The organism is Bradyrhizobium sp. 18BD, assembly GCF_054185225.1.
Map to the genome: position 1 here is coordinate 164,202 of NZ_JAVAYL010000009.1, position 24,588 is coordinate 188,789.

Consider the following 24,588-nt stretch of genomic DNA (forward strand, 5'->3'; position numbering starts at 1 on the left):
GGAGCATGACCATGTTGAGCCGTCGCCACGCCCTCTCCGTCCTCTCCGCCATCGCACTGGCGACCGGCTCGCTGGTCACGGCCGCGCCCGCAGCCGAGTTGCAGAAGGCGAGCCTGCGCCTGAAATGGCTGCCGCAGGCACAGTTCGCCGGCTTCTACGTCGCGGCCGCCAAGGGCTACTACAAGGCCGAGGGCATCGACCTCACCATCAATCCCGGCGGGCCCAACCTGCTCACCGAAAACCTGGTCGCGACCGGCGCCGACACGTTCGGCCTCTCCGGCGGCACCGACAGCGTGTTCGCGGCCCGCGACAAGGGACTGCCGATCGTCTGCATCGGCGTGTCGCACCAGATCACGCCCTTCATCTTCGTCACCCGCAAGGACGGCCCGGTGAAGACGATCCAGGATTTCAAGGGCAAGACCGTCACCACCTGGTTCACCGGCGCCAACCACGTGCTGAACGGCATGCTCGCCAAGGAAGGCATCAAGCCGGATGAATTGAAGATCCAGCCGCAGCAGGTGTCGGTGACGCCCTTCGTGGACGGCAGCGTCGATGTGGTCACCGCGACCTATTACAACGAGTTCTACACCATCCAGTCGCGCATGCCGAAGGACAACCTGAAGACCTTCGTCGCGGAGGATTACGGCATCACCTTCCCGCGCGACACGCTGATCGTGGCCGAGGCGACCGCCAAGGAGAAGCCGGAACTCGTGAAGGCCTTCCTGCGGGCGTCGCTGAAGGGATGGAAGGATGCGTTCTCCGATCCCAAGGGCGCCGTCGACACCGTGATGGCCGCAGCTCCAACGCTCGACCGCGCGCATCAGGAGTTCATGCTCACCGAGGTGAAGCGCCTGATGACATCAGGTGCGGCGGCCAAGAACGGCATGTTCTGGATCGACGCGGACGCGGTCAAGACCGCGCATGATTTCTTCCTGAAGTATGGCGTGATCTCCAAGCCGGTCGATCTCGCCGCCGCCTATGACGCCAGCTTCATCCAGAGCGTCCCGGCGGCGGACCGGCTGCCGTGAGCAGCCCTGCCGCGACATCGCTGGGTGAAGGCCGCGCGGCTGCGCGGCCCATGGCCATGCCGGATTCGCTGCGCAAGCTGATCCGGCTGCTGCTCGGCCTCGCCATCGCGGCGGTGATCTGGGAAGGCGCGGTGCTGTTGTTCGGCATCCGGCCCTATTATCTGCCGCGCCTCAGCACGATCCTGATGGCGATGGCGGCAACGCCCCGCGCCTATGTTGACGGCTTCCTACGGACGCTGGCCGAGACGCTGATCGGCTTCGCGTCGGGCGGCGCGTTCGGCGTGCTCATGGGCGTGGTGTTCTTCCGCGTCCGCGCACTGCGCGAGATGATCTTTCCGATCTTCGTGGTGTCGCAGACCATCCCGGTCATCGCCTTCGGCGCACTGGTCGTGCTCTGGTTCGGCAATACGCTGCTCGCCAAGGCGATCATCGCGTTCTACCTGACCTTCTTTCCTGTCACGGTGAACACGCTGCTGGGCCTGGAGACCGTCGATCCCAAGCAGGTCGCCCTGATGCGCAGCTTTGGCGCCTCCAATCGCCAGCTCCTGCTGCGCCTGCAGCTTCCGACTGCGCTGCCGCAGATCTTCGTCGCGCTGCGGCTCGCGGCATCGCTGAGCCTTGTCGGCGCGATCGTCGGCGAGTGGTTCGGCGACACCACCGGGCTCGGCGTGCTGCTGCTTCAGGCCATGTTCACCGAGAACGTCGTCGCGATCTGGGCGGCCCTGCTTGCCGCCGCCCTGCTCGGCACAAGCTTCTATGCGGTGATCGCCGCGGTCGAGCGTCACCTCGTGTTCTGGAGCGCCGAGCAATGAACCGCGCGCTGGCCTCCCCCTCGCTCGCCGTCCAACGCGGCATTCTCGGCGCCGTCCTCCTGATCGCGTGCTGGGAAGGCACGGCGCGCGGACTGCATCTGCCGGCCTATGTGCTCCCCGCCGTCAGCGACATCCTCGTCGGCCTCTGGTCCAAGCGCGCAATCCTCGTCGATGCCGCCGGCTACACCCTGCTCGAGGCACTGGCCGGCTACGGCCTTGGCTGCCTGATCGGCATCGGGCTTGCCGTCGCCATCGCCCTGGTGCCGGCGCTTCGCGCAGCGATCCTGCCGCTCGCGACCGCGATCAATTCAGTGCCCGTGGTCGGCTATTCGCCGCTGATCCTGCTCTGGTTCGGCATCGGCGTCAGCTCGAAGATCGTGATGGTGGCGATGGCGGTGAGTTTCACCATCCTGCTGTCGATGCTGGCCGGGCTCGACCGCGTCGATCGCCGCGCCGTCGACCTCATGAAGAGTTTTGGCGCGAGCCGCTTCAGCGTGCTGTGGCGCCTGCGGCTGCCGACCGCGCTGCCGCTGCTGCTCGCCGGCATGCGCGTCTCCACGGTGCGCAGCGTGATCGTGGCGATCGTCACCGAAATGCTCGGCGCCCATGGCGGGCTCGGCTGGGTGATCTACCAGGCCGTGCTCCAGATCGACTTCGTCCAGGTCTGGTCGGCGATCTTCGTGGCGTCCGCCGCGAGCCTCGCCTTTTTCGGCCTGATCGGCTTCCTCGAGCGAAAAATCCTGTTCTGGACATGACGCCATGAAACGACAGATGCATCTCGGCCTGTTCATCCTGGGCACCGGCAGCCATGTTGCGGGCTGGCGCTATCCCGGCGCGGTCGACAGCTTCCAGGATTTTGCAGCGATCCAGGAGATCGGCCGCACCGCCGAGCGCGGCAAGTTCGACCTGATCTTCATGGGCGACAATCTCTACGCAGACGCGGCCGCCCATCCCTCCTACACGCTGCGGCTGGAGCCGCTGACCATGCTGGCCGCGCTCGCGACCTCGACCAGCCATATCGGCCTCGGCGCGACCGTCTCCACCACCTACAGCGATCCGTTCTCGGTCGCGCGCGTGTTTGCTTCCCTCGACCATATCTCCAAGGGGCGCGCGGCATGGAACGCGGTGACGACGGCCAATCCGGCAACCGCAGCGAATTTCGGCACCACCCATCCCGACCACGCCCGCCGCTACGAGATGGCCGGCGAATTCCTCGACGTGGTCAAAGGCCTGTGGGACGGCTGGGCGGATGGTGCCATCGTCGCCGACCGCGCCAGCGGTCTCTACATCGATCCGGCAAAACTTCGCCCGATCGACCATGATGGTGCGTTCTTCAAAGTGAAGGGCCCGCTCAACATCGGCCGCAGCCCGCAGGGCCGCCCTGTCGTGCTGCAGGCCGGCGGCTCCGAGGCGGGACAGGCGCTCGCCGCGCGCACGGCCGACATCGTATTCTCCGTGGTGCAGGACATCGAGGAAGCCAAGGCCGGCTACGCGTCACTGAAGACACGCCTGCCGGCGCTCGGCCGCAGACCTGAGGACGTCACGGTGCTGCCGGGCGTGATGCCCGTTGTCGGCCGCACCGATAAGGAGGCGTTCGAGAAGCTCAACACGCTGCAGAGCTTCGTCAGCGGCAGCAATGCGCTCGCGATCCTGTCCGACCGCTTCGGGCGCGACATGTCGGCCTATGATCTCGACGGGCCGATCCCCGACATCGCGCCGTCGGACAGCTATCACAGCTTCGCCAGCGTCATGCTCGCCAAGGGCCGCCGCGAGAACATGACGCTGCGCGACCTCTATAATCTCACCGCCGCCGCCCGCGGCCATTGGGTGCTGTGCGGCTCTGCCGAACGCATCGCCGACACGCTCCAGCTCTGGTTCGAAGAGCATGCCGCCGACGGCTTCAACGTCATGCCGCCCTATTTCCACGAAGGGTTCGAGGATTTCGTCCAGCTCGTCGTGCCGATCCTGCAGGAGCGCGGGCTGTTCCGCGCAGACTATGAGGGCACGACGTTGCGCGATCATCTCGGCCTTGCGCGGCCGGCCAATCCGTTCTTCGCGGCCTAAAGCGCGCCGGAGATCCGCAGCGCCTGTTCGAGCGCCCGCAACTCGCTTGGTGTGGCCGGCGGCTGCGGTGGCCGCGCCGCGTCACAGGACAGACGCCTGAGCAGCTTCAGGCAGGCCTTGAGCCGCACCGTCGCGCGCCCACCGGGCGCATCGCGGTAGATCGCGACCGCGAGCGGATACAGTTTCTCGTGCGCCGCGCGCGCCCGCTCCCAATCGCCGGCCTCCGCCGCGGTCCAGAGACCGACCACAAGTTCCGGCACCACGCAGGCGAGGCTGACCTGGCTGCCGGCCGAGCCGACAATGTAGCTCGTCAATAGATGCTCGTCGCCGGAGCCGAGCACGACGAACTCCGGCCGCAGCTTGCGGATCAGTTTCAGATTCTGCTCGTAAGTCGCGACCTCCCAGCTGCCCTCCTTGATCGCGACGAAGCGGGGATCAACCACGAGCCGTTCCAGCAGCGGCGGCGCATAGGCCATTGCACCGGCACCAACAGGCGCGGCGTAGAGCATCAGCGGCACCGTCGTAGCATCGCGGATATGTCGGTGATGTTCGATGACACAGTCGTCGGCGTGACCGAGCGCCCAGCTGTTGGGCGGAAACACCAGCAGCCCATCCGCACCGACCTGCTCCAGCGTGGTCGCCTCTCGCGCCGCCTCCAGGCTGGATTCATGATTGACGCCGGAGACGATCAGGCAGTCCTTCGGAGCGTGCTCGCGCGCCAGCGCCACCACGCGCTGCTTTTCAGCGAGCGACAGCACGAAATTCTCGCCGGCATGGCCGTTGACCAGCAGCCCGTTGATGCCGGGCGTGGAGGTGACCGAAGCGAGATGCGCTGCGAGCTCCGCCTCGTCGATCCCGAAGTCAGGCGTCATCGGCACGATCGTGGCGGCATGAATGCCGCGAAGGCGATCGCCGAATGCGCGCGTCCCGACCGACATCGGCTAGTGAATGATCTGGTCGAGGAACGTCCGCGCCCGCTCGGACCTCGGATTCTTGAAAAACTCCTCCGGCGCGGCTTGCTCGACGACCTTGCCTTCGTTCATGAACACGATGCGGTCGGCGACCTCGCGGGCAAAGCCCATCTCGTGGGTCACGCACAACATGGTCATGCCCTCCTCCGCCAGCTTCTTCATGGTCTCCAGGACCTCCTTGACCATTTCGGGGTCGAGCGCGGAGGTCGGCTCGTCGAACAGCATGATCTTCGGCCGCATACAGAGCGCGCGCGCGATGGCGACACGCTGCTGCTGGCCGCCGGAGAGCTGCCCGGGGAATTTCTCAGCCTGATCGGGAATCCTGACCTTGGTGAGGAAATGCATGGCGAGGTCCTTCGCCTCCGCCTCCGTCATCGAGTTGACGGTCATCGGCGCCAGGATGCAGTTCTCCAGCACCGTCATGTGCGGGAATAGATTGAAGCTCTGGAACACCATGCCGGTGTCCCGTCTGATCGCATCGATGTTCTTACGCTGATGATCGAGTTCGACGCCGTTGACGTAGATCAGGCCCTCGTCGTGCTTCTCGATGTGGTTGATGCAGCGAATGAGCGTGGACTTGCCCGAACCGGAGGGGCCGCAGACCACGATCTTCTCGCCCTTGGCGACCTTGAGATCGATCTGGTCGAGCGCAGTGAAGTCGCCATAGTGCTTGTAGACGGCTTCCATGCGAACCGCCGGGATGTCGCGCAGCCCCACCATTGCGCTCTCGACACCGCCATTCGTGGCCGCCGACATCTCGCTCATGCCCTCGCCTCCACGCTAGCCTGTGCCTGCGCAACCGGCGCCCTTGCCGCGACCCGCCGGGACTTCGCGGCGCTCGACCGACCAAAATGCTTCTCGAGCCGGCGCTGGATCGCATCCCAGACCGAAGTGAGGATCAAATAGTACGCCGTTGCCGCGGCATAGACTTCGAGGATCTGGAAGTGCTCCTGCATCAGCATGTCGCTGCGGCGCATCAGTTCCTCCACCGAGATCACCGAGGCGAGCGAGGTCGCCTTCAACAGCGAATTGATGGAATTGCCGAGCGGCGGGATCATCAGCCGGAACGCCTGCGGCAGGGTCACGCGACGGAACGTCACCCATGGCGACAGGCTGAGCGCCCAGGCCGCTTCGCGCTGCCCCGCCGAGACGGCCATGAAACCGCTGCGCACGATCTCGGCGAGATAGGCGGCTTCGTTGAGGATCAGCCCGACGAGCGCGCAGGTGATCACCGAGAACTTGATCCCGAGCTGCGGCAGGCCGCTGTAGATCACCACGAGCTGGATCAGCAGCGGCGTGCCGCGGAAGAACCAGATGTAGAAGCGCGAGACGCCGGACAAGACCGGATTGGACGACATGCGCATCAACGCGATGCCCATGCCGAGGATCAATCCGCCGATGACCGCCGCCACCGTCAAGCCGATGGTGACGAGCACTCCCTTCATCAGGAAGTAGTTGAAGAAGTAGCTGACGGCGGCCGTCGGACTGAAGTGGCTCATCGGCTCGTCTCCACAGGTGTCAGGCCGGACCGGGGCCGGCGATCGCGAGCGGCTGGTCGGCCGGCATGCTGGTCAGGCCGAACTTGTCGAACAGCGTCTGATAGAAGCCGTCGGCGCGCATCGCGTTGAGCGCCTTGACGACGGTATCGGCCACCGTCTTGTTGCGGAAGCCAAGCGTGGTCCGCGCCGTGCCGAGCCCGCTCAGGGCTTCCTTCACGCGGCCGCGGCCGACGAGATCGCGCGCCACGCTGTCGACGAGCAGCGCGTTGTCGACCTGGCCCGCGAGCAGCGCGCTGACGACGTTGGTCGCGGTCGGGAACGTGCGCATCTCGATGGCCGGACCGCCCTTCGCCACGTTCGTATCGCTGAGCTTCTTGAGCCAATTCATCTGGTAGGTGCTGACCTCGACCGCGGATGTTTTTCCGATCAGATCAGACTCGGTAGCAATTTTTGTGCCGCTATCCGGCGCAACCACGACCGAAATGGCCTGAATGGAATAAGGCACCATGTACATCAGCTTCGAACGTTCCTCGGTCCAGAACATGCCGGTGTTGATGCCGTCGATACGGCCCGCGCCCATGGCCGGGATCATCGCCGGAAAATCCATCCGGACGAGTTCGACCGGAAGACACAACCGGTTGCCGAGCTCGGCAGCGAGTTCCACATTGAGGCCCTGCAACTGGCCGTCCTTGTCGACGAATTGCTGCGGCGGATTGGTCGGGTTGATCGAGAGCTGCAATTTCCCCGGCGCGATCAGATCGCTGTCGGCGATCGCCGCCGTACATGCGGCATGCGCCGCATGGGATGCGATAACGAGCGCGGCAGCGGCACTCAAGCGAAGCAGTGTCGAGAACATGTTGTACCTCCAGTAAGACGCCAATGACCGATGCAATTCCTCGCCCGACTTTCCCCCTCAACGTTCTTGGATGCCGCTGGCCGGATCTTTCGACACGACAGGCTGCATCATCATCGATCCCTCAGGCCGGTCCCGACATCGGCTTGAGCTGGATGCGCATGAAATTCTTCACCAGGGATGCGAACGGGCCGAATCCCTTCACCTTCAGAAACTCCGGCGTCTCGAACGCCCACCGCCCCGCGACCTCGTACATCGCCGCGTATTTCGGCCCCTCGCCGACCGAGACGAAACGCTTTGCCGACAGCCAGCCCGGACAGGCGAGCAGATCGGGAAAATGCCGCTGCTCGTACCAGGCGTTGAACGCAGCCTCGTGCTCGGGATCGATGTCGACCCGCACGATGTGGATGAAGGCTTCGTCCGCCATGGCTGAGTCCATCATGGCTGCGTCCCTCATGCCAGCCTGATATCGCCGGCCGCGCGCGCCGCGCCGACGGTGGTTGCGATGGAGTCGCACAGTGCCGGAAGGACCGGCAGCAACGGCGGCCGTGGATCGGCGTTGGCGATCAGGCCGAGTGCCTTCAGTCCGACCTTCATGCGCGTATGCATGTCCATGATCGGCGCTGGGCCGTAGATCGCCCGGACGATCGGATAGAGCCGGTCGTTGACGGCGCGCATCGCCTTGAGATCGTCGGCGAGCGCGGCCTGCCAGAGCGCCGCGAACAGATGCGGCGCGAGGCTGACGAGACCCGAGAGGATGCCGTCGCCACCGACAGCGAGCTGCGGCAGGAACCAGTTGAAGTTCGACGGCAGGATCGCGACCGACGGGTCGGCCTGCTTCACCGCGCGACGGTTCTCGTCGTAGGCCAGCATGGTGTCGCTGCCTTCCTTGATGGCGATGACGCTATCGAGGGCTGCGAGCTTCGCGAGGGTCTCCGGCGAATAGCCGAAGCCCGAAGCAAGCGGATACTGGAAGATCGACACGGGAATCCCGATGGCCGAACTGACCGCCTGCACGAAGGCCACCGGCGCGCGAGAAGTCGCCGATGCACCGCCGCCGAGCGGCGCCGGTGGGAACAGCACGGCGCAGTCGACGCCGGCCGCCTCGGCCTGCTGCGCCTGATGGATCGCTTCCGCGGTGGAGTGCGCGATGATGCCTGAAAGCAGCGGCTTGCGGCCGATTTGCCCGCGCGTCCGTTCGATCACGGCGCGACGTTCGTCCTCCGAGAGCGATCCGCCTTCGCCGGCATGTCCGTTGACGAACACCGCCGCGATGCCGTCGGGACAGGCGCAATAGTCGAGCACCCGGGCATAGCCGTCCCAGTCGATCGAGCTGTCGTCCCTGAAGGGCAGCACGGTCGCGACCGTGACGCCGCGCAGATCAGGTTTTGTCATCGGCTTGCTCATGATGGTTTCCGCCGTGGGAATTTCAGGCTCGCCCGCGCCTTCAGCACTTCGAGGCCGCCCTCGTTGCGGGCGCTCGCCTCCCAGATGATGGTGCGGGTCTCGTCGTGCTGCTCAGCGATCCAGACATCGAAGGTCAGCGTGTCGCCGTAGAACACGGGACCAGTGAACCAAAAGCGGTCCTCCACCGACACGCCGATGGTGCCGACCAGCTCGCTGGTGAGGATGCTGGTGCAGAGGCCCGCGACCATGATCCCCGGCGCCAGCCGTCGGCCGAAGCGCGTCGCTCCGGCATAGACCTCGTCGACATGAACGGGGCCGAAATCGCCGGTCGCAGCGATATAGAGCGCGCCATCCGCTTCCGTGATGGTCTTGCTCAGGCTGACCCTGTCGTTCACCTTCAGATCGTCGAAGGATTTCGGCTCATACATGGCTCAGACCTTGGCAAAGGGAACCAGGGTCGCGGTGCCGTCGATCACGGTCGTCCCTGATGGCGACAGCGTGCAGGTGACCCGGCAGGTCGCCTCCTCGCCGGCGACCGAGACGATCTCGGCCCTGGCCTCGACGGACTCACCGACGATCACAGGGGCGGCAAAGCTGAGCGCAATGCTGCCGATCCGCCGCGTCGGTCCGCCGAGCTGGCTGAGGCAGGTCGTGGCGAGACCGCCGACCGCGAGCTCGAAGGCCACCATGTTGGACGCGCCCGCCTTCTTCGCGCGGACGGCATCGACATAGAGACCGCCGAGATTGCCGCTGATGCCTGTGAACATGGCCTGCTCGGCGACCGTCATGGTCTTGCGAAAGGCGAAGGCGGCGCCGGGATTGAGAGGTGTGTGAGACATCGGTCGTTCCCTAGAGCTGCAAGCCGTTCTTGATGGTGCTGCGCGCAACCAGCATGCGGTGGATTTCGGAGGTGCCGTCATAGATGCGGGTGACGCGGGCGTCGCGATACATGCGCTCCAGCGGCAGGTCCTTGCTGAAGCCCATGCCGCCGAACACCTGGATGGCGCGGTCGACCACCCGGCCCTGCATCTCGGACGCCGCGACCTTGATCATCGAGACCTTGTCGCGCGCGTCCTTGCCCTGATCGATGTCCCAGGCGGCGTTCATCACCATCATCTTGACGCCGAAGATTTCGGTCGCGGAATCCGCAATCAGCTTCTGCACCATCTGGAAATCTCCGATCAGCTGGCCGAACTGGCGCCGCTCGCCGGCGTGCTTGCGCATCATCTCCAGCGCGCGCTGCGCCATGCCGACGGCGCGCGCGCCGATATGGGCAAGGCGGATCTGCAGCACACTCTGCATGATCAGCTTGAAGCCGCCGCCGACCTCGCCGAGCACGGCCGCCTTCAGAATGCGGCAGTCCTCGAAGCTCAGCTCGGCATGGCCGTAGCCGCGATGGCCCATCATCGGCTGCGTGCGCGCCACCTTGAAGCCGGGCGTGCCGCGATCGACCAGGAACAGCGTGATGCCGCCGCGGGCCCGCTTGTCCTTGTCGGTGAGCGCCATCAGGATCACGTAGTCGGCGATGTCGCCGTCGCTGATGAAATGCTTGGCGCCGTTGAGCACCCATTCGTCGCCATCGAGATGGGCCGTGGTGCTGATCGACGCGGCGTCGGAGCCCGCGCCCGGCTCGGTGATCGCCATGGCGCAGATCTTGTCGCCCTTCACCGTCGGCAACAGATAGCGCTCGACCTGATCGCCTTTGCAGGCCATCAGCATCGGATAGACTTGGCCGAACACGCGGCGGATCAGGGCGTCGGAGGTCTTGCCGAACTCTTCCTCGACGAGGCAGTGCTCGACGCAGGACAGCCCGCCGCCGCCGACATCAGCCGGCATGTTCATGGCGTAAAGGCCGAGCTTCTGCGCCTTGGCCTTGGTGACCGCGAGCGCATCGGCGGGCACCTTGGCCGTCTGCTCCACCACGTCCTCGAGCGGCTGCACTTCCGTCTCGACGAAACGGCGGACGGTGTCGACCAGGAGACGGGTATCCTCGGGCAGCGAAAAATCGATCATCGCGCCACCCCCACGGCCTTGCCGGCGATCATGGCGTCAATGTCGGCAGCGACATAACCGATCTCGCCGAGCACCTCGCGCGTCTGCGCACCTAATCGTTGCGGCACCAGCCGCACCTCCGGCGTTCGGCCGTCATAGCGCGCGGGATGAGCGACCATCCGGATCGGTGCACCGCCGGCACTCTCGGCACTCTTGAAGGCGCCGAGGTGGTTGAGCTGCGGATCGGACACGAGGTCGCTATAATCCTGCACGGGCGCGTGCCAGACGCGCGCAGCTTCCAATGAAGGCAACCAATCGGCCGTTGATTTCTGCTTCAGCCGGGCCGCAACGATCCGCGTGATCTCCTCACGCTTCGAAAAACTGTCGGCCTCCCCGAACTGCTTCAGCTCCTCGCTGCCGAGCGCGACCGCCAGCGCCCTGGGCGCGGCCATCGAGATTGCAAGGTGGCCGTCGGCCGTGGCGTGAACGCCGTAGGGACCGGGACTGAACCAGGCGGCGATGCCGGCCGGACCACGCGGCGTCGGCGACGGCGCGCCGTTCAGCCAGGCCGTCAGCGGCTCGACCTGGAGATCGATCGCGGCCTGAAAGAGATTGACCTCGACGAGCCGGCCCTTGCCGGTCTTCGTCCGCGCGAACAGAGCAGCGAGAATGCTCATGGCATAGAGCGAGGCGGCATGCTGATCGACGATGACGGCACCGACCGCCGTCGGTTCGCCATCGGCCCGCCCGGTGCGCATTGCAAGGCCCGACATCGCCTGAAGCAGCAGGTCCTGGCCGGGACGATCCTTGTAAGGACCGTCCGATCCGAAGCCGGTGGCGACCGCATAGATCAGACCGGGGTTGATCGCCTTCAGCGTCTCATAGCCGAGGCCGAGCTTGGCCATGGTGCCGGGCCGGAAATTCTCCATCACGACATCTGATGTCGCGACCAGCCTCTTCACGGCGGCGATGCCATCGGGATGCTTGAGATCGACAGCGATGCTGCGCTTGTTGCGCCCGGTCGCCAGGTGATTGACGCTGTCGCCGGCGACGAAATGATTGGCGACCGCCCAGTTGCGCTGGAACGCGCCCTCGATCGGCTCGACCGCGATGACGTCGGCGCCGAGATCGGCGAGCGTCTGCGCGGCGAGCGGTCCCGCGAGGTAATGATTGAAGCTGAGGATTTTGACGCCGTCGAGCAGGTTCATGCATTCACACCATGCTGGCGCTTGGGCTCTCGCATTCGCAAATGCTGTGGCCATCGCGCGATGTCTTCGCCTGGAGCGTAAGCTGGTGCCTGAACGACCGACAACATCGCCATCAATTATTTTCCGCACGAGGTTGATAACCGAAAGCTATGATGCGCATTGTCATCGCTCACCCATGACTGGATCGACCTGATGAATCTTCGACAGCTCGAAATCCTGCGCGCCGTGATGCGCACGCGATCGACGGTCGCGGCGGCGAAGGATCTCGGCATGTCGCAGCCGGCCGTCAGCAACGCCATCAAGCATGCGGAGGCCGCGCTCGGCTTCCTGCTGTTCGACCGCGTCAACAAGCGCATGATCCCGACGCAGGAGGCGCAGATCCTGCTCGCCGAAGCCGAGCCGCTGTTCCTGATGCAGGATCTGATCAGCCAGACGGCCGCGCATCTGCGTGCCGGGCGCAAGGGCCGGATGCGGATCGTTGCGACCTCGGAGCTGTCGGAATCGCTGCTGCCGCAGGTGGTCGCGCGCTTCAGCCGCGATCATGGCGGGGTGGAGATTTCGCTGGAGACGCAGCGGCTCGACGATCTCCTGGAATATGTCGAGACCGGCGTGGTCGACATCGGCTTCGCCATGGAGCCGCATCCGCGCCCGACGCTGGACTATCTGCCGCTGGCCCAGCTTGACATGGTCTGCGCCTGCCCTGCCGACAGCCCGCTGGCGCAATTGAGCTTTGTCAGCCCGACCGATCTGCGCGACACGCCGCTGATCAACGCCCGCACCTCGAGCCGCATCAGCAGCCTGATCCAGGAGGCGTTTCGCCGCAGCGCCGTCAACTTCGCGCCCGCCATCGACGTGCGCTTCATGAACGTTGCCGGACATTTCGTCGAGGAAGGGCTCGGCGTCACCATCATGGACGAGCTGACCGCGTCCTCGAAACGCTACAGACGCCTCAAAAGCGTGGCGTTCAAGCCGCGGACCGAAGTCACCATATCCGCCATCGTACCGGCCGGCCGCATGCAACAGCGGCTGACGCAATCCCTGATCAAGCATGCGCCCGAGGAAATCGCGGCCCGGATTGCGGCGGCGCGGCAGTGACGCGGTCATGCGCACGCTCGCGATAATGTCGCAACCGGCCATGCCAAGCCGAAGCGCATGACGAGCGCAAGCGCCGCCGCATCCTGCGCGGCGGGCAGCGGCAGCCGCGGGGGCCGCGGATGGCCAACCGCAAGACCCATATGGCCGAGCAGCGCCTTGCTGCCGGCGACATAGGCCTGGCCGCCGACGAATTCGATCACGGGCAGATATTTCAGGTAGAGCTCGCGCGCCTCCTTGATCGCACCGTGATCTGCAACCAGGCTGAAGATGCGCGCCATCTCTGAAGGCACCACGTTGGAGGCCACCGCCACCCAGCCTTGCGCGCCCTCGACGAAGGATTCGAAGCCGAGAATGCCGCCGAACACAGTCATCCTGTCGCCGCAGAGGCGGATGATGTCGCGCACCCGCGTCACCTCCAGCGTCGACTCCTTGATATAGAGGCAGTTGTCGATCTCGGCGATGCGCGCCACCAGCGGTGGCTTGAGATCGACATTGGCGGTCGCCGGATTGTTGTAGACCATGATCGGCAAGGAGATCGCGTCCGCCACCATCTTGTAGTGATGGACGAGCTCGTCGTCGGTCGGGGTCGAATAGAACGGCGGAATGATCATCACGCCGTCCGCGCCCAATTTTTCGGCACGGCGACTGAGACGCACCACCTCGCGCGTATCCTCCGCGCCGGTGCCGATCAGAACCGGCACGCGCCCTGCGGCCTGCTTGATGACGACCTCCGCAACGAGCGCCTTCTCGTCATCGTCGAGCGACAGGAATTCGCCGGTCGAACCGAGGGGGATCAAGCCGTGAATGCCCTGCTCGATCTGCCACTCCACGAAGGCGCGCAGGCCCGCGACATCGACCTCGCCGGCGGCCGTGAACGGGGTGATCATGACGGTGTAGGTGCCGCGAAACGTCTTCATCAGGAAACTGCCGGGAATACAGGTGAATGGAGCGGATGGCAGGTGCCTGCGGAATATCCGCATCTTTTCTGCAAACGATTGCAAGACTGGCTCTGCATTGGGCAACACCATCCATTTTTTGAGCTTGATCAGCGTAGAATTAGCTCTTAGCTTTTTGCAATCGTTTGCAGTGTATCGGCAGGTTTGATGAGCGTCACGCTCAAAGATGTGGCACAGGCGGCCCGCGTTTCGGTCAGCACTGCTTCCCGAGCTCTGACGGGAACCGGGCTGACGAGTGAGCGCACGCAACAGCGCCTGGCGCGCATCGCGCGCGAGCTCGGCTATCGGCCGAACCCGATCGCGCGCGGATTGAAGACCGGGCAGTCGCGGCTCGTTGCGCTGCTCGTGCACAATCTCACCAACGCCTCGTTCCAGGTGATGGCCGAAGTGGTGCAGGCGCGCCTGAAGGCGCTGGGTTATCAGATGCTTCTGTGCATCGGTGGCGATGACGCACAGCAGGAGGGCGACACCCTCACCACGCTGGTCGACCATCGCATCGACGGATTGATCGTCGTTCCCACCGGCAAGAATGGCGCTCAGCTCGAGGCGCTGGCAAAGGACGTCCCGATCGTCTGCCTGGTGCGGCGCGATGACGCAACCGATCTGGAGACCGTGCTGGCCGACGATCCGCAAGGCGCCTATCTCGGCACGCGCCATTTGATCGAACTCGGGCACAAGCGCATCGGGCTGATCGTCGGCCGCCAGGACACCACATCCGGTCGCGAGCGGCTGTCCGGCTATGTCCGCGCGCTGCGCGAAGCCGGCATCGCCAAGGACGATACATTGATTCATGCCGGCCATTTCGTGCCCGAGACCGGCGCGACATGCGCCCGCAAGCTGCTCGACCTGCCCCGCCCGCCCAGCGCGATCTTCGTCGCCAACCATGAGGCGACGCTCGGCGTGCTGCGCGTCACCGCCGAGCGGAACATCGCCATCCCCGACGATCTCTCGCTGCTCTGCTATGAGGACATGCCGTGGTTCGAATGGCATCGCCCGGCGATCAGCATCGTCGACAACGGTGCGCGCGATCTCGCCAATCTCGCCGTTGACCGGCTGCTGCACCGCATGGATGCCAAAGGCAACGGCAACGACCGCGTGCGCGAATATCGCGTCGGCGCGCGCCTGGTGCAGCGCGACTCCTGCCGCCAGTACGACGCCGCAAGCAACGGCAGGGCCGGCAAGCCCAAGCCCTCCGCCACCAAATCCAAATCATCTGCGGCCAAATCCGCCAAGGTCTGATCGATGCCCTATGTCGAAGTGCTCGCCCCGCAAGTTCCGTCCCAGCGCAAGGCCGCGCTGGCGCGGGCCGTGACCGACGGCCTGATGTCCGCGTTTGGCGTGACCGCCGACACGGTCACGCTCTATTTCCTGCCCATTGCTGCGGACGATTACGCGCATGCCGGCACGTTCGGCGCGCAGGCGACCGGCCAGCGCATCCTGCTCAAGGTCCACGCCTTCCGCCGCAGCGAGGCCGAGCGCCGTGCCGCCGCCATCGCGCTGACCCGCAGCGTGTGCAGCGCCTATGGCGTGCCGGGCGACGACGTCGCGGTCTACTTCCTCGATCGCGACCGTAGCGAGGTCTCCCACGATTCCAAGCTCGCCAGCGACTGACGGGAGTACGCCATGGATCGCTTTTACACCCCGGACCAGAAGGCTCTCCGCGACACCGCCCGCCGCTTCGCGGAAGCCGAGATCCTGCCGCGCGCCGCCGCGATCGACCGCGAGGACCGGTTCGACCGCACACTCTACAAGGGCATGGCCGATCTCGGCCTGTTCGGCATCTGCCTGCGCGAAGGCGCCGGAGGAGCCGGGCTCGATGCGGTCGCAGCCTGTATCGCGATGGAGGAACTGGCGCGCTGCTCCGGCGCGGTCGCCAATGCTTTTGCTATCCCCGTCGAAGCGGCACTCTTTTTCGATCATCACGGCACCGACGCGCACAAGGAGCTGATCCCCAGGATCCTCAGCGGCGACATCATTCCCGCCACCGCCGTCTCCGAGCCCGACCACGGCTCCGACGTCGCGGGCATCCGCACCAACGCGGTGCGCGAGGGCAATGGCTGGCGGCTCAACGGCACCAAGGCCTGGGTGACGCTCGGCGGCGTCGCCGACCGCATCATGGTGTTCGCGCGCACCGGCACGGACGCCGGCCACCGCTCCATCTCGTGCCTGCTGGTTGACGGCGCCCTGCCCGGCATCGCCCGCGGCAAGAACGAGGAGCTGCTCGGCATGCACGGCCTCGACGACTGCCAGATCACCTTCTCCGACGTCCGTCTGCCGGCGGACAGCGTGATGGGGCCGGAGAACCAGGCCTTCAAGATGGCGATGAGCAATTTCAACTTCAGCCGGCTGATGATGGCCTCGATGGCGCTCGGCATGGCGCAGGCCGCGTTCGAGGACGCCACCAAATACGCCCGCGACCGCAAGCAGTTCGGCCAGGCCATCATCGGCTTCCAGGCGGTGCAGTTCATGCTCGCGGACATGTCGACCGACATCGCCGCCGCGCGCCTCCTGATCCACCACGCCGCGCGCCTGCACGATGCCGGTGAGCCCATCGCCAAGGAAGCGGCGCAGGCAAAGCTGTTCACCACCGACATGGCGATGAAGCACGTCTCCAACGCGCTGCAGATCCACGGTGGCAACGGCTATTCGCGCGAGTACCGCATCGAGCGCATCTTCCGCGATGTCCGCCTCGCCCAGATCTACGAGGGCACCAACCAGATCCAGCGGCTTATCATCGCCCGCCAGGTCGAGAAGGAGGCCGCGTGATGCGGGACGCGCACCCATGCTGAGCATCATCACGGCCGAGCAGGCCGCTGGCCTGATCCGCGACGCCGACACGATGATCGTCGGCGGCAATGGCGGCACCGGCGTTGCCGAGTCCATCCTCGACGCGCTGGAGCGGCGCTTCGTCAGCGGCCAGGGCCCGCACAATCTGACGCTGATCAACATCACCGGCGTCGGCGCCGTGACGGAGAAGGGCATCTGCCATCTCGCCCATGAAGGCCTGATCGCCCGCGTGATCGGCGGCAATTTCGGACTTCAGGTGCCGTTCATGCGCCTCGTCCGCGACGAGCTGATCGACGCCTATAATTTTCCGCAAGGCGTGATGAGCCAGCTCTGCCGCGCCATGGCGGCGAAGCATCCGGGCGTGCTCACCCATGTCGGCCTCAACACCTACATGGATCCGCGCCAGGACGGCGGCCGCATGAACAAGCGCACAACCGCGCCGCTGGTCGATCTGCTGGAGTTGCACGGCCAGTCGTACCTGCTCTACCGCGTTCCGGCACCGCCCGACGTTGCGCTCATCCGCGGCACCTCGGCCGACGAGGACGGCTATATCAGCATGGAGCACGAGGGCACGACGCGCGAGGATCTCTCGATCGCACAGGCCGTGCACAATGCCGGCGGTACCGTGATCTGCCAGGTCAAGCGCATCGTGAAGCGCGGCTCGATCCATCCGCAGATGGTGAAGATCCCCGGCTTCCTGATCGACCACGTCGTGCTCGAGCCCGATCAGATGCAGACCTACGGCACCGTCTACGATCCGGCGCGCTGCGGCGAGACGCGCGTGCCGGTCGCGATGATCACGCCCGATCCGCTGACCGAGCGGCGGGTGATTGCCCGCCGCGCCGCCTTCGAGCTCCGCCCGCGCGACGTCGTCAATCTCGGCGTCGGCATTTCCGCGATGATCCCCAATGTCGCCGCCGAGGAAGCCATCTCCGACCTGATCACGCTGACGGTGGAATCCGGCGTGGTCGGCGGGGTGCCCGGTCATGCCCGCGAGTTCGGCACCGCCATCAATCCGCGCGTTATTCTCGACCAGGCCTATCAGTTCGACTTCTACGACGGCGGCGGGCTGTCCTGCGCCTTCCTCTCCTTCGCCGAGGTGGACGAGACCGGCAACGTCAACGTCACCCGTTTCGGCGAGCGGCGCGACGGCTCGGGCGGCTTCATCGATATCACCCAGAACGCCAAGCGGCTGATCTTCAGCGGCACCATGACCGGCGGCAAGCTCGACATCGGCGTCGAGAACGGCCGCCTCGCGATCCGCCGCGACGGCGCCTTCCGCAAATTCGTGCCGCAAGTCGGCCAGATCAGTTTTAGCGCCTCGCTCGCCGCGCAGCGCGGCCAGCACGTCAGCTACGTCACCGAGCGCGCCGTGTTCGAGCTCGAGAACGGCAGCGTGACCTTGACCGAGATCGCGCCGGGCGTTCGACTTGAAGAAGACATCCTCGCCCATATGGGCTTCCGGCCGCGCATCAGTCCGCAGTTGAAGGACATGGACCCGCGCATCTTCCGCTCCGGGCCGATGGGGATTGCGCAGAGCTTCAAGGCCCTGCCGGCGCGGCCGCGCAAGGTCGCCTGAGGGATCAGCATGGACACGAGCGCCCCGATCAATCTCCGTTACGAGGACATCGCGCTCGGCGCGGAGTTCGAGACGGCCGTGCACACCGTGACGGAGGCCGACATCGCGACCTTCGCCGACGTCACGCGCGACCATCATCCGCTTCATCTCGACGCAGGCTACGCGCGCTCGCGCGGCTTTCCGGCCGTGATCGGCCACGGCCTGTTCGGCCTGTCGCTGATGGAGGGGCTGAAGTCGGAGCTGAAGCTCTATGAGGAGACCTCGGTCGCCTCGCTCGGCTGGGACGAGGTGAAGTTCAAGGGCCCGATCGTCGCCGGCGATGCCTTGCGCGTGCGTTTCCGCTTCGTCGAGAAGCGGCCGACCAAAAATCCAGAGCGCGGCATCGTCGTCGAGACGCTCGACCTGCTCAACCAGCGCGACGAGGTCGTGACCGCCGCGCGCCACATCTCGCTGATCCTGACCCGGCAAGCCGATCGCGATGCGGCGGCTGCCACTTAGGCCAGGAATAGACGTCGGACCGGAGACGGCTCAACTGCCACCCACGATTTGACAGGAGTACCTTGATGCGATTTTCCAAAACCTTCTCCGCCCTGGCGCTTCTGATCGGCCTGACGCAGGCGGCCGGCGCCCAGACGTGCACGCCGAAAGTGCCGGCATCGAGCCTGATCGAGGCGCCGAAATGGCAGATGTCGATCAACCCGACGCTGCCGCCGCAGCAATTCGTCGACGACAAGGGCGAGCTGCAGGGCCTCAATGTCGAGCTCGCCCGCGAGATCGCCAAGCGCATCTGCGTCGAGGCCGTGTTCCTGCGCATGGACTTCCCGCCGATGATCCCGGCACTGCGCTCAGGCCGTTTCGATGCCATCAACACCGGCCTGTTCTGGACCGAGGAGCGTTCCAAGATGCTCTACCTCGTGCCCTACGCGCAGCAGGCGATCAGCATCTACACCGATCCCTCCTCCAGCTTGAAGCTGGAAAAATTCGAGGATCTCGCCGGCCGCGTCGTGGGCGTGGAATCGGCGACCTACACCGAGCGCAAGGCGCGCGAGTTCAGCACCGCGATGGAGGCCAAGGGACTCAAGCCGGTCGAGCTGCGCACCTTCGCCACGGTGACCGCGACCTCGGCCGCGCTCCGCGCCGGCCAGCTCGAAGCCGCCCTCAACATCAACGAGACCGCGAACTCGCTGGAGCAGAAGGGCATCGCCAAGATCTGGGTCCGCGACATCGCCGGCACCGACATCACCTTCGCCTTCCGCGACAAGCTGCTCGCCCAGGCTGCCGCCGACGCCCTCACCGCGATCCGCGCCGACGGCACCTACGACAAGCTGTTCGACAAGTTCGGCATGACCAAGCTGAAGGCGACGACCTTCGCCATTCGCGGGGACGGGCCGACGAATTGAGGGAATAGGATTGCGCTGATCCCGTCATCCTGAGGTGCGAGTTCTGTGGCGCGAAGCGCCGCAGGGCGAGCCTCGAAGGATGAACGGCCAAGCTGACGCAGCGGGGCTGTCGCCCTTCGAGGCCTCCGCTACGCTCCGGCACCTCAGGGTGACGGTTATATATATGAGCGCCTGTATCCGCATCGTCATAGCGAGCGTAGCCGACTGCACGGACACAAGTGGTAGGGTGGGTTAGGAAACGCCTAACCCACCCTACCTTTTCTTACGAGCTCGCCTGCGTCACGAACTTCGTGTTCAGGTACCCCTCGATCGCCTCGAGGCCACCTTCGGAGCCGTAGCCGGAATCCTTGATGCCGCCGAACGGCACTTCGGGCAGCGCGAGGCCGTGGTGGTTGATCGAGACCATGCCGCTCTCGATGTCGGAGCCGATCGCCTGCATCGTCTTGGTCGAGGTGGTGTAGGCATAGGCCGCAAGCCCGTAAGGCAGACGGTTCGCCTCGGCCACCACTTCGTCATAGCTGCGGAACGACGTGATCGGCGCCAGCGGGCCGAACGGCTCCTCGTTCATGATGCGGGCATCGCGCGGCACATCGGTGATGACGGTCGGCTCGAAGAAGAAGCCTTCGTTGCCGATACGCTTGCCGCCGGCCTGCACCTTGGCGCCGCGCTGGACGGCGTCGGAGACCAGACCTTCCATCGCGTCGACACGGCGCGGGTTGGCCAGCGGGCCCATGCGGGTGTCCTTGTCGAGGCCGTTGCCGACCTTGAGGCTCTTGGCCGCCGCGACGAACTTGTCGACGAAGGGCTGGTAGACGCTTTCATGCACCAGGAAGCGCGTCGGCGAGACGCAGACCTGGCCGGCGTTGCGGAACTTGTTGGCCGACAGAATCTTCGCGGCGTTGTCGAGATCGGCATCCGCGAACACGATCGCCGGCGCGTGACCGCCGAGCTCCATGGTGACGCGCTTCATGTGCAGGCCGGCGAGCGCAGCCAGATGCTTGCCGACCGCAGTCGAGCCGGTGAAGCTGATCTTGCGGATGATCGGATGCGGAATGAGATATTCCGACACTTCCGACGGCACGCCGAACACGAGCTGGACGACACCGGGCGGGATGCCGGCGTCGGCATAGGCGCGCACCAGCTCCATGCAGCTTGCAGGCGTCTCTTCCGGGCCCTTGACGATGATCGAACAGCCGGCTGCAAGCGCGGCCGAGATCTTGCGCACCGCCTGGTTGATCGGGAAATTCCAGGGCGTGAAGGCTGCGACCGGGCCGACCGGCTCCTTGGTCACGAGCTGGGAGACGTTGCCCATCCGCGGCGGCACGATGCGGCCATAGGCGCGGCGGGCTTCCTCGGAGAACCAGTCGATGAGGTCGCCGGCGAGCATGGTCTCGCCCTGCGCTTCCACGACCGGCTTGCCCTGCTCCATGGTCATCACGGGCGCGATCTCGGCGGCGCGCGAGCGGATGATGTCGGCGGCCTTGCGCATCAGCTTGTAGCGGTCGAACGGCGAGGTCTTGCGCCAGACGTCGAAACCGGCCTTGGCGGCCTCCAGCGCGCGGTCGAGGTCCGCCTTGGAGGCGTGCGGGGTCTTGCCGATCGGCTGGCCGGTGGCGGGATTGAGGATGTCCTCCGACTTGCCGGACGTGCCGTCGGTCCACTCGCCGGCGATGAACATTTGAACTTTCGGGTACATCCCTGGTGTCTCCTGCATGATTTCGGCGGCCATCGGCCGCCTAATAAGTGGGCGCAGAGCTACACCGAAAGGCGCCCGGCGGAAAGGGATCAATGATGCCGCAGCAGCGCATCGCTGATCTTCTCGGCGGCCATGATCACGGGGATGTTGGTATTGGCGGTCGGCAGCCGCGGCATGATCGAGGCGTCCGCCACGAAGACGTTATCGCTGCCGATCACCCTGCCCTGGGGATCGACCACCGCCATGGCATCGGCGGGATCGCCCATGCGGCAGGTGCCGACGGGGTGCCAAACGCCGAACACGCTCTGCCGCACGAACGCCTCCAACGCGCGGTCGTCCGCCAGCGTCGCCTGGAAGGCGGTGCCGTTCAGCAGCACGAGGCGGATCAAGAGCTGCCTGAGGCCCGCAGGCACGTCGAGCATTGGGCCGAGGATCGAGGCGACAATGCGGTTGGCCGTGCCATACCGGCTCAGGCGCTTGATCCGCGGCGAATAGGACGCCGGGAAGAAATCGCCCGCCTCCGGGTTGAGCGCGGGATGAACGACAAGCCTGGCGAGCAGCCGGACGGCATCGACCATCCGTTCGAGATCGCGCGGATCGGACAGCAGGTTGAAATCGACGACCGGATAGGTCCTGGGGTCGCGGCTCGTCAGGGTCAGCGAGCCGCGCGAATATGGCCGGTTGCACCAGAGGAAATAGAGCCCGAGCCGCGTGCCCAGCGCGTGCCAGCCGCCGCGGGCCGAGGCCGTGATGTACATGTCGGAGGCGTCACAGCCCGGATGTCCCGACGAGAAACGCATCGCCGCGAAATTGGGACGCCGCCGAGCCAGCGGCAGCCGCAAGCCACGCGGCAGATATTGGCAGAAGGACATCGCGGGATGATCGCGTAGATTGCTGCCGACACCGGGGAGATCGATGGTGACAGGGATGCCGAGCGCCTGCAGCGCCGCGCCCGGACCGATGCCCGCCCGCATCAGGATCGCCGGCGATTGCAGCGCGCCTGCGGTGAGGATCACGCGGCCGGCGCCGACCGTGAGCTTCTGGCCACCACGCGAGACCACCACGCCCGTCGTGCGGCGGCCTTCGAGCTGAAGCTGCTCGACATCGCTGTCAGCCCAGATGGTCAGGTTCGGCCGCGCCCGCGTCGTTGCATCGAGATAGCCGGCAGCAGTGGAGACGCGCCTGTCGTTGCGGTTGGAGAAAGCCGGCGGAAAGATGCTGTCCTCGAATTCGGCGTTCTGGTCCTTTCGGAACGGCAGGCCGGTTGCCGACAGCGCTTCGCTCACGGCCTTGCCGAATGGCGGCATCGCCTCGCGCGCGATACGGCGGATCGGGATCGGGCCGCTTTTCCCATGCAGCGGGCCGTCGAAATCGAGATCGGTCTCGAGCTTGAGGAAGTAAGGCAGCACGTCCGTCCAACCCCAGCCGCGCGCACCGAGATCGCGCCACTCATCGTAGTCGCGCGGCAGGCCGCGATTGGCCGACTGCACGTTGATGCTGGAGCCGCCGCCCATTACCCGGCCCTGCTCATAGGCGCGGACGACCGGCCTGCCCTCGGCGTTACGACCGGCCGCGGCCGAAAGTCCCGGCCAGATGTATTTGTCGCCGAAGAACAGCGTCATCGGATAGCCGTCGAGGATTTCCGGCGGCGTCGCGTCCGGCGGGGTGTCCATCCCGGCTTCGATCAGAAGCACGCGGCGGCTCCCATTCGCGGAAAGCCGATTGGCGAGCACGCAGCCCGCCGATCCGCCGCCGACGATCACATCGTCGAAATGCAGCTCATCCATTCCCGTCTCGTCGCGCAATTCGAAGGATCGGCGCGGCCGCTGGTGCAGCCGCGCCGAGTGAGCTCAGCGGAAGTTGCCCTTGGTCTCGGGGATCACGATCGCGCCGATCAGATAGATCACAAACACGCCGACCGCGAAGTAGGCCAGCGACATCGGAATCTCCGCCGGGCTGCCGCTCACCAGCGAGACGAAGGTCGGCATCATGCCGCCCAGTGCAAAGCCGATGTTCCAGGACAGACCTGTGCCGCTCGCGCGCAGCGCGGTCGGGAAACGTTCGTTCAGGAAGATCAGCACCGGCGCGTAACCGGCATTGCCGATGAACGCGATGGCGAGCGCAAGAAGCGTGATCTGCGTCGTGTCCTTGGTGCCGGCGAGGTTCAGATAGCACAGCGGCAGCAGCACCGCGGCCAGAACGCCGATAATGAGGAACGTCTTCTTGCGGCCGATGACGTCGCTGAGCGCGCCGACCGCCACCGCGGAGAAGAACGCCGAGACACTGGCCCCCATCAGGATCAGCGACGAGGTCTGGTTCGGGACCGCGTTGATCACCTTCAGGAAGCTCGGCAGGTAGCCGGAGGTCAGGTAGTAGCCGGCACCGCCGCCGAAGGTGATCAGCAGGTTGACGAGCAAGACGCCGCGATATTCGCCGGAGAACACGTCCTTCACCGGCGCCTTCGAGACCTTCGCCTGCTTGTTGCCCTGCTGGCGCTTGAGCTCCCTAAAGTACGGGGATTCCTCGAGGTTGCGGAAGATGAACCAGCCGAGCAGCGAGCTCAGCAGCCCCGAGAAGAACATGAAGCGCCAGCCCCACACCGCGAACGCATCGCCGGGGAACACCGAGGACGTGATCAGGAAGATGAAGGACGCCAGCAGCGCGCCGATGCCGGCGCCGCCACCACCGACCAGGCCCGACATCGCGCCGCGCCATTGCGGCGGCACCGACTCGGTGCCGATCGTGTGGGTCGAAGCCACGACACCGCCGACGAACACGCCCTGCACCAGGCGCAGGATCAGGAAGATGATCGGCGCGATCACGCCGACCTGAGCGATGGTCGGCAACAGGCCGAACGCCGCCGTGCTGATTCCGACGCCGATGATAGCGATCAGCATGGCCTGCTTGCGGCCATGCACGTCGGCGAAATGTCCGAATACCGCCGATCCCAATGGCCGCATCAGGAGCGTAACGGCGAACGAGCCGTAAACCGCGGCCAGCGACAGCGCCGCATTGCTCGACGGAAAGAACAGCGCGCCGACGACCGGCGCCACGTAGAGCAGAATGAACAAATCGAACAGATCCAGCGCCCATCCGAGCACCGATGCGATGATCGCGTTGACCATCTGCTTGTTGTCGGCCGATGCTTGCGCACCCGCGACCGGCATATCCATCTCAGCCATGTTGTTTTACCTCCCCCGTTTGAGTAGCGCCGCGGTTCGCATCCTTGCGAACCGCGGCA

General features: G+C 65.6%; 25 protein-coding genes. 11 read left to right on the plus strand and 14 right to left on the minus strand.

The genetic code is table 11. From position 1 onward, the window contains the following. The first annotated feature begins 11 nt into the window (after window positions 1-11). The 4 genes from RAD16_RS18255 to RAD16_RS18270 are packed head-to-tail and all read left to right on the plus strand — an operon-like array spanning window position 12 to window position 3,904. Complete coding sequence (locus tag RAD16_RS18255) at window positions 12-1,028, plus strand: ABC transporter substrate-binding protein (protein ID WP_458159279.1); 1,017 nt, start codon at window positions 12-14, stop codon at window positions 1,026-1,028. Next, window positions 1,025-1,840, plus strand: coding sequence for an ABC transporter permease (locus tag RAD16_RS18260; protein ID WP_458159280.1), 816 nt, complete (start codon window positions 1,025-1,027; stop codon window positions 1,838-1,840). The genes RAD16_RS18255 and RAD16_RS18260 overlap by 4 nt, the downstream gene beginning before the upstream one ends. Further along, entirely contained in the window at window positions 1,837-2,595 is a 759-nt protein-coding gene (locus RAD16_RS18265; RefSeq protein ID WP_458159281.1) for an ABC transporter permease, read from the plus strand. Before RAD16_RS18260 ends, RAD16_RS18265 begins: the two co-directional genes overlap by 4 nt. A gap of 4 nt (window positions 2,596-2,599) precedes the next feature. After that, window positions 2,600-3,904 carry an LLM class flavin-dependent oxidoreductase gene (locus tag RAD16_RS18270; protein WP_458159282.1) on the plus strand — a complete coding sequence of 435 codons (1,305 nt, stop codon included), beginning with the start codon at window positions 2,600-2,602 and terminating at the stop codon, window positions 3,902-3,904. On the opposite strand, the gene RAD16_RS18275 is transcribed toward RAD16_RS18270, so the two are convergent. From RAD16_RS18275 to RAD16_RS18320, 10 genes are all read right to left on the minus strand, one after another. Next, window positions 3,901-4,842, minus strand: a complete 942-nt coding sequence (locus RAD16_RS18275; protein ID WP_458159283.1) for a dihydrodipicolinate synthase family protein — start codon at window positions 4,840-4,842, stop codon at window positions 3,901-3,903. The two genes, RAD16_RS18270 and RAD16_RS18275, sit on opposite strands and share 4 nt — an antisense overlap. A gap of 3 nt (window positions 4,843-4,845) precedes the next feature. Then, window positions 4,846-5,631 (minus strand): amino acid ABC transporter ATP-binding protein, encoded by a 786-nt coding sequence (locus RAD16_RS18280; RefSeq protein WP_458159404.1) that lies wholly within the window; start codon window positions 5,629-5,631, stop codon window positions 4,846-4,848. A 5-nt stretch (window positions 5,632-5,636) separates the two neighbouring features. After that, window positions 5,637-6,374, minus strand: coding sequence for an amino acid ABC transporter permease (locus tag RAD16_RS18285; protein ID WP_458159284.1), 738 nt, complete (start codon window positions 6,372-6,374; stop codon window positions 5,637-5,639). A 19-nt stretch (window positions 6,375-6,393) separates the two neighbouring features. Beyond that, the gene (locus RAD16_RS18290; protein ID WP_458159285.1) at window positions 6,394-7,230 is read right to left on the minus strand and encodes an ABC transporter substrate-binding protein; all 837 of its coding nucleotides are present in this window, start codon (window positions 7,228-7,230) and stop codon (window positions 6,394-6,396) included. Window positions 7,231-7,351: 121 nt separating this feature from the next. Next, entirely contained in the window at window positions 7,352-7,669 is a 318-nt protein-coding gene (locus RAD16_RS18295; protein WP_458159286.1) for a hypothetical protein, read from the minus strand. Window positions 7,670-7,680: 11 nt separating this feature from the next. Then, entirely contained in the window at window positions 7,681-8,634 is a 954-nt protein-coding gene (locus RAD16_RS18300; RefSeq protein WP_458159287.1) for a dihydrodipicolinate synthase family protein, read from the minus strand. Then, window positions 8,631-9,062: a MaoC family dehydratase gene (locus RAD16_RS18305; RefSeq protein WP_011086090.1), complete on the minus strand. Its 432-nt coding sequence runs from the start codon at window positions 9,060-9,062 to the stop codon at window positions 8,631-8,633. Before RAD16_RS18305 ends, RAD16_RS18300 begins: the two co-directional genes overlap by 4 nt. Window positions 9,063-9,065: 3 nt before the next feature. Then, window positions 9,066-9,473: a MaoC/PaaZ C-terminal domain-containing protein gene (locus RAD16_RS18310; protein ID WP_458159288.1), complete on the minus strand. Its 408-nt coding sequence runs from the start codon at window positions 9,471-9,473 to the stop codon at window positions 9,066-9,068. A gap of 10 nt (window positions 9,474-9,483) precedes the next feature. Then, on the minus strand, window positions 9,484-10,647 hold the full coding sequence (locus tag RAD16_RS18315) for an acyl-CoA dehydrogenase family protein (protein ID WP_458159289.1): 1,164 nt from the start codon (window positions 10,645-10,647) through the stop codon (window positions 9,484-9,486). After that, the gene (locus RAD16_RS18320) at window positions 10,644-11,834 is read right to left on the minus strand and encodes a CaiB/BaiF CoA transferase family protein (protein WP_458159290.1); all 1,191 of its coding nucleotides are present in this window, start codon (window positions 11,832-11,834) and stop codon (window positions 10,644-10,646) included. Before RAD16_RS18320 ends, RAD16_RS18315 begins: the two co-directional genes overlap by 4 nt. 192 nt (window positions 11,835-12,026) lie before the next feature. Between RAD16_RS18320 and RAD16_RS18325 the strand changes: the two genes are divergently transcribed. Then, on the plus strand, window positions 12,027-12,929 hold the full coding sequence (locus RAD16_RS18325) for a LysR family transcriptional regulator (protein ID WP_458159291.1): 903 nt from the start codon (window positions 12,027-12,029) through the stop codon (window positions 12,927-12,929). A 5-nt stretch (window positions 12,930-12,934) separates the two neighbouring features. On the opposite strand, the gene dapA is transcribed toward RAD16_RS18325, so the two are convergent. Further along, a complete protein-coding gene (gene dapA, locus RAD16_RS18330; RefSeq protein ID WP_458159405.1) occupies window positions 12,935-13,849 on the minus strand; it encodes a 4-hydroxy-tetrahydrodipicolinate synthase in 915 nt (304 codons plus the stop codon). A 183-nt stretch (window positions 13,850-14,032) separates the two neighbouring features. Between dapA and RAD16_RS18335 the strand changes: the two genes are divergently transcribed. From RAD16_RS18335 to RAD16_RS18360, 6 genes are all read left to right on the plus strand, one after another. Beyond that, window positions 14,033-15,124 carry a LacI family DNA-binding transcriptional regulator gene (locus RAD16_RS18335; protein ID WP_458159292.1) on the plus strand — a complete coding sequence of 364 codons (1,092 nt, stop codon included), beginning with the start codon at window positions 14,033-14,035 and terminating at the stop codon, window positions 15,122-15,124. Between the two features lie 3 nt (window positions 15,125-15,127). Continuing rightward, window positions 15,128-15,496: a tautomerase family protein gene (locus RAD16_RS18340; RefSeq protein ID WP_458159293.1), complete on the plus strand. Its 369-nt coding sequence runs from the start codon at window positions 15,128-15,130 to the stop codon at window positions 15,494-15,496. A gap of 12 nt (window positions 15,497-15,508) precedes the next feature. After that, a complete protein-coding gene (locus tag RAD16_RS18345; protein ID WP_458159294.1) occupies window positions 15,509-16,651 on the plus strand; it encodes an acyl-CoA dehydrogenase family protein in 1,143 nt (380 codons plus the stop codon). Between the two features lie 16 nt (window positions 16,652-16,667). Continuing rightward, window positions 16,668-18,251 (plus strand): acyl CoA:acetate/3-ketoacid CoA transferase, encoded by a 1,584-nt coding sequence (locus RAD16_RS18350; protein ID WP_458159295.1) that lies wholly within the window; start codon window positions 16,668-16,670, stop codon window positions 18,249-18,251. A gap of 9 nt (window positions 18,252-18,260) precedes the next feature. Next, window positions 18,261-18,749, plus strand: coding sequence for a MaoC family dehydratase (locus RAD16_RS18355; protein WP_458159296.1), 489 nt, complete (start codon window positions 18,261-18,263; stop codon window positions 18,747-18,749). Window positions 18,750-18,814: 65 nt separating this feature from the next. After that, complete coding sequence (locus tag RAD16_RS18360; RefSeq protein ID WP_458159297.1) at window positions 18,815-19,651, plus strand: transporter substrate-binding domain-containing protein; 837 nt, start codon at window positions 18,815-18,817, stop codon at window positions 19,649-19,651. A gap of 262 nt (window positions 19,652-19,913) precedes the next feature. On the opposite strand, the gene RAD16_RS18365 is transcribed toward RAD16_RS18360, so the two are convergent. The 3 genes from RAD16_RS18365 to RAD16_RS18375 all read right to left on the minus strand — a co-directional run bounded on the left by RAD16_RS18365 (window position 19,914) and on the right by RAD16_RS18375 (window position 24,529). Then, window positions 19,914-21,347 carry an NAD-dependent succinate-semialdehyde dehydrogenase gene (locus RAD16_RS18365; protein WP_458159298.1) on the minus strand — a complete coding sequence of 478 codons (1,434 nt, stop codon included), beginning with the start codon at window positions 21,345-21,347 and terminating at the stop codon, window positions 19,914-19,916. An 89-nt stretch (window positions 21,348-21,436) separates the two neighbouring features. After that, window positions 21,437-23,134 (minus strand): GMC family oxidoreductase, encoded by a 1,698-nt coding sequence (locus tag RAD16_RS18370; RefSeq protein ID WP_458159299.1) that lies wholly within the window; start codon window positions 23,132-23,134, stop codon window positions 21,437-21,439. Between the two features lie 63 nt (window positions 23,135-23,197). Next, a complete protein-coding gene (locus RAD16_RS18375) occupies window positions 23,198-24,529 on the minus strand; it encodes an MFS transporter (protein WP_458159300.1) in 1,332 nt (443 codons plus the stop codon). Window positions 24,530-24,588 lie beyond the last annotated feature (59 nt).

Bases quoted from the DNA above. Each gene is read 5' to 3' on its own strand.
- RAD16_RS18255 (WP_458159279.1), top strand. From the start codon at position 12: ATGTTGAGCCGTCGCCACGCCCTCTCCGTCCTCTCCGCCATCGCACTG.
- RAD16_RS18265 (WP_458159281.1), top strand. From the start codon at position 1,837: ATGAACCGCGCGCTGGCCTCCCCCTCGCTCGCCGTCCAACGCGGCATT.
- RAD16_RS18270 (WP_458159282.1), top strand. From the start codon at position 2,600: ATGAAACGACAGATGCATCTCGGCCTGTTCATCCTGGGCACCGGCAGC.
- RAD16_RS18275 (WP_458159283.1), bottom strand. From the start codon at position 4,842: ATGTCGGTCGGGACGCGCGCATTCGGCGATCGCCTTCGCGGCATTCAT.
- RAD16_RS18280 (WP_458159404.1), bottom strand. From the start codon at position 5,631: ATGTCGGCGGCCACGAATGGCGGTGTCGAGAGCGCAATGGTGGGGCTG.
- RAD16_RS18285 (WP_458159284.1), bottom strand. From the start codon at position 6,374: ATGAGCCACTTCAGTCCGACGGCCGCCGTCAGCTACTTCTTCAACTAC.
- RAD16_RS18290 (WP_458159285.1), bottom strand. From the start codon at position 7,230: ATGTTCTCGACACTGCTTCGCTTGAGTGCCGCTGCCGCGCTCGTTATC.
- RAD16_RS18295 (WP_458159286.1), bottom strand. From the start codon at position 7,669: ATGATGGACTCAGCCATGGCGGACGAAGCCTTCATCCACATCGTGCGG.
- RAD16_RS18300 (WP_458159287.1), bottom strand. From the start codon at position 8,634: ATGAGCAAGCCGATGACAAAACCTGATCTGCGCGGCGTCACGGTCGCG.
- RAD16_RS18305 (WP_011086090.1), bottom strand. From the start codon at position 9,062: ATGTATGAGCCGAAATCCTTCGACGATCTGAAGGTGAACGACAGGGTC.
- RAD16_RS18310 (WP_458159288.1), bottom strand. From the start codon at position 9,473: ATGTCTCACACACCTCTCAATCCCGGCGCCGCCTTCGCCTTTCGCAAG.
- RAD16_RS18315 (WP_458159289.1), bottom strand. From the start codon at position 10,647: ATGATCGATTTTTCGCTGCCCGAGGATACCCGTCTCCTGGTCGACACC.
- RAD16_RS18320 (WP_458159290.1), bottom strand. From the start codon at position 11,834: ATGAACCTGCTCGACGGCGTCAAAATCCTCAGCTTCAATCATTACCTC.
- RAD16_RS18325 (WP_458159291.1), top strand. From the start codon at position 12,027: ATGAATCTTCGACAGCTCGAAATCCTGCGCGCCGTGATGCGCACGCGA.
- RAD16_RS18335 (WP_458159292.1), top strand. From the start codon at position 14,033: ATGAGCGTCACGCTCAAAGATGTGGCACAGGCGGCCCGCGTTTCGGTC.
- RAD16_RS18340 (WP_458159293.1), top strand. From the start codon at position 15,128: ATGCCCTATGTCGAAGTGCTCGCCCCGCAAGTTCCGTCCCAGCGCAAG.
- RAD16_RS18345 (WP_458159294.1), top strand. From the start codon at position 15,509: ATGGATCGCTTTTACACCCCGGACCAGAAGGCTCTCCGCGACACCGCC.
- RAD16_RS18350 (WP_458159295.1), top strand. From the start codon at position 16,668: ATGCTGAGCATCATCACGGCCGAGCAGGCCGCTGGCCTGATCCGCGAC.
- RAD16_RS18355 (WP_458159296.1), top strand. From the start codon at position 18,261: ATGGACACGAGCGCCCCGATCAATCTCCGTTACGAGGACATCGCGCTC.
- RAD16_RS18360 (WP_458159297.1), top strand. From the start codon at position 18,815: ATGCGATTTTCCAAAACCTTCTCCGCCCTGGCGCTTCTGATCGGCCTG.
- RAD16_RS18365 (WP_458159298.1), bottom strand. From the start codon at position 21,347: ATGTACCCGAAAGTTCAAATGTTCATCGCCGGCGAGTGGACCGACGGC.
- RAD16_RS18370 (WP_458159299.1), bottom strand. From the start codon at position 23,134: ATGGATGAGCTGCATTTCGACGATGTGATCGTCGGCGGCGGATCGGCG.
- RAD16_RS18375 (WP_458159300.1), bottom strand. From the start codon at position 24,529: ATGGCTGAGATGGATATGCCGGTCGCGGGTGCGCAAGCATCGGCCGAC.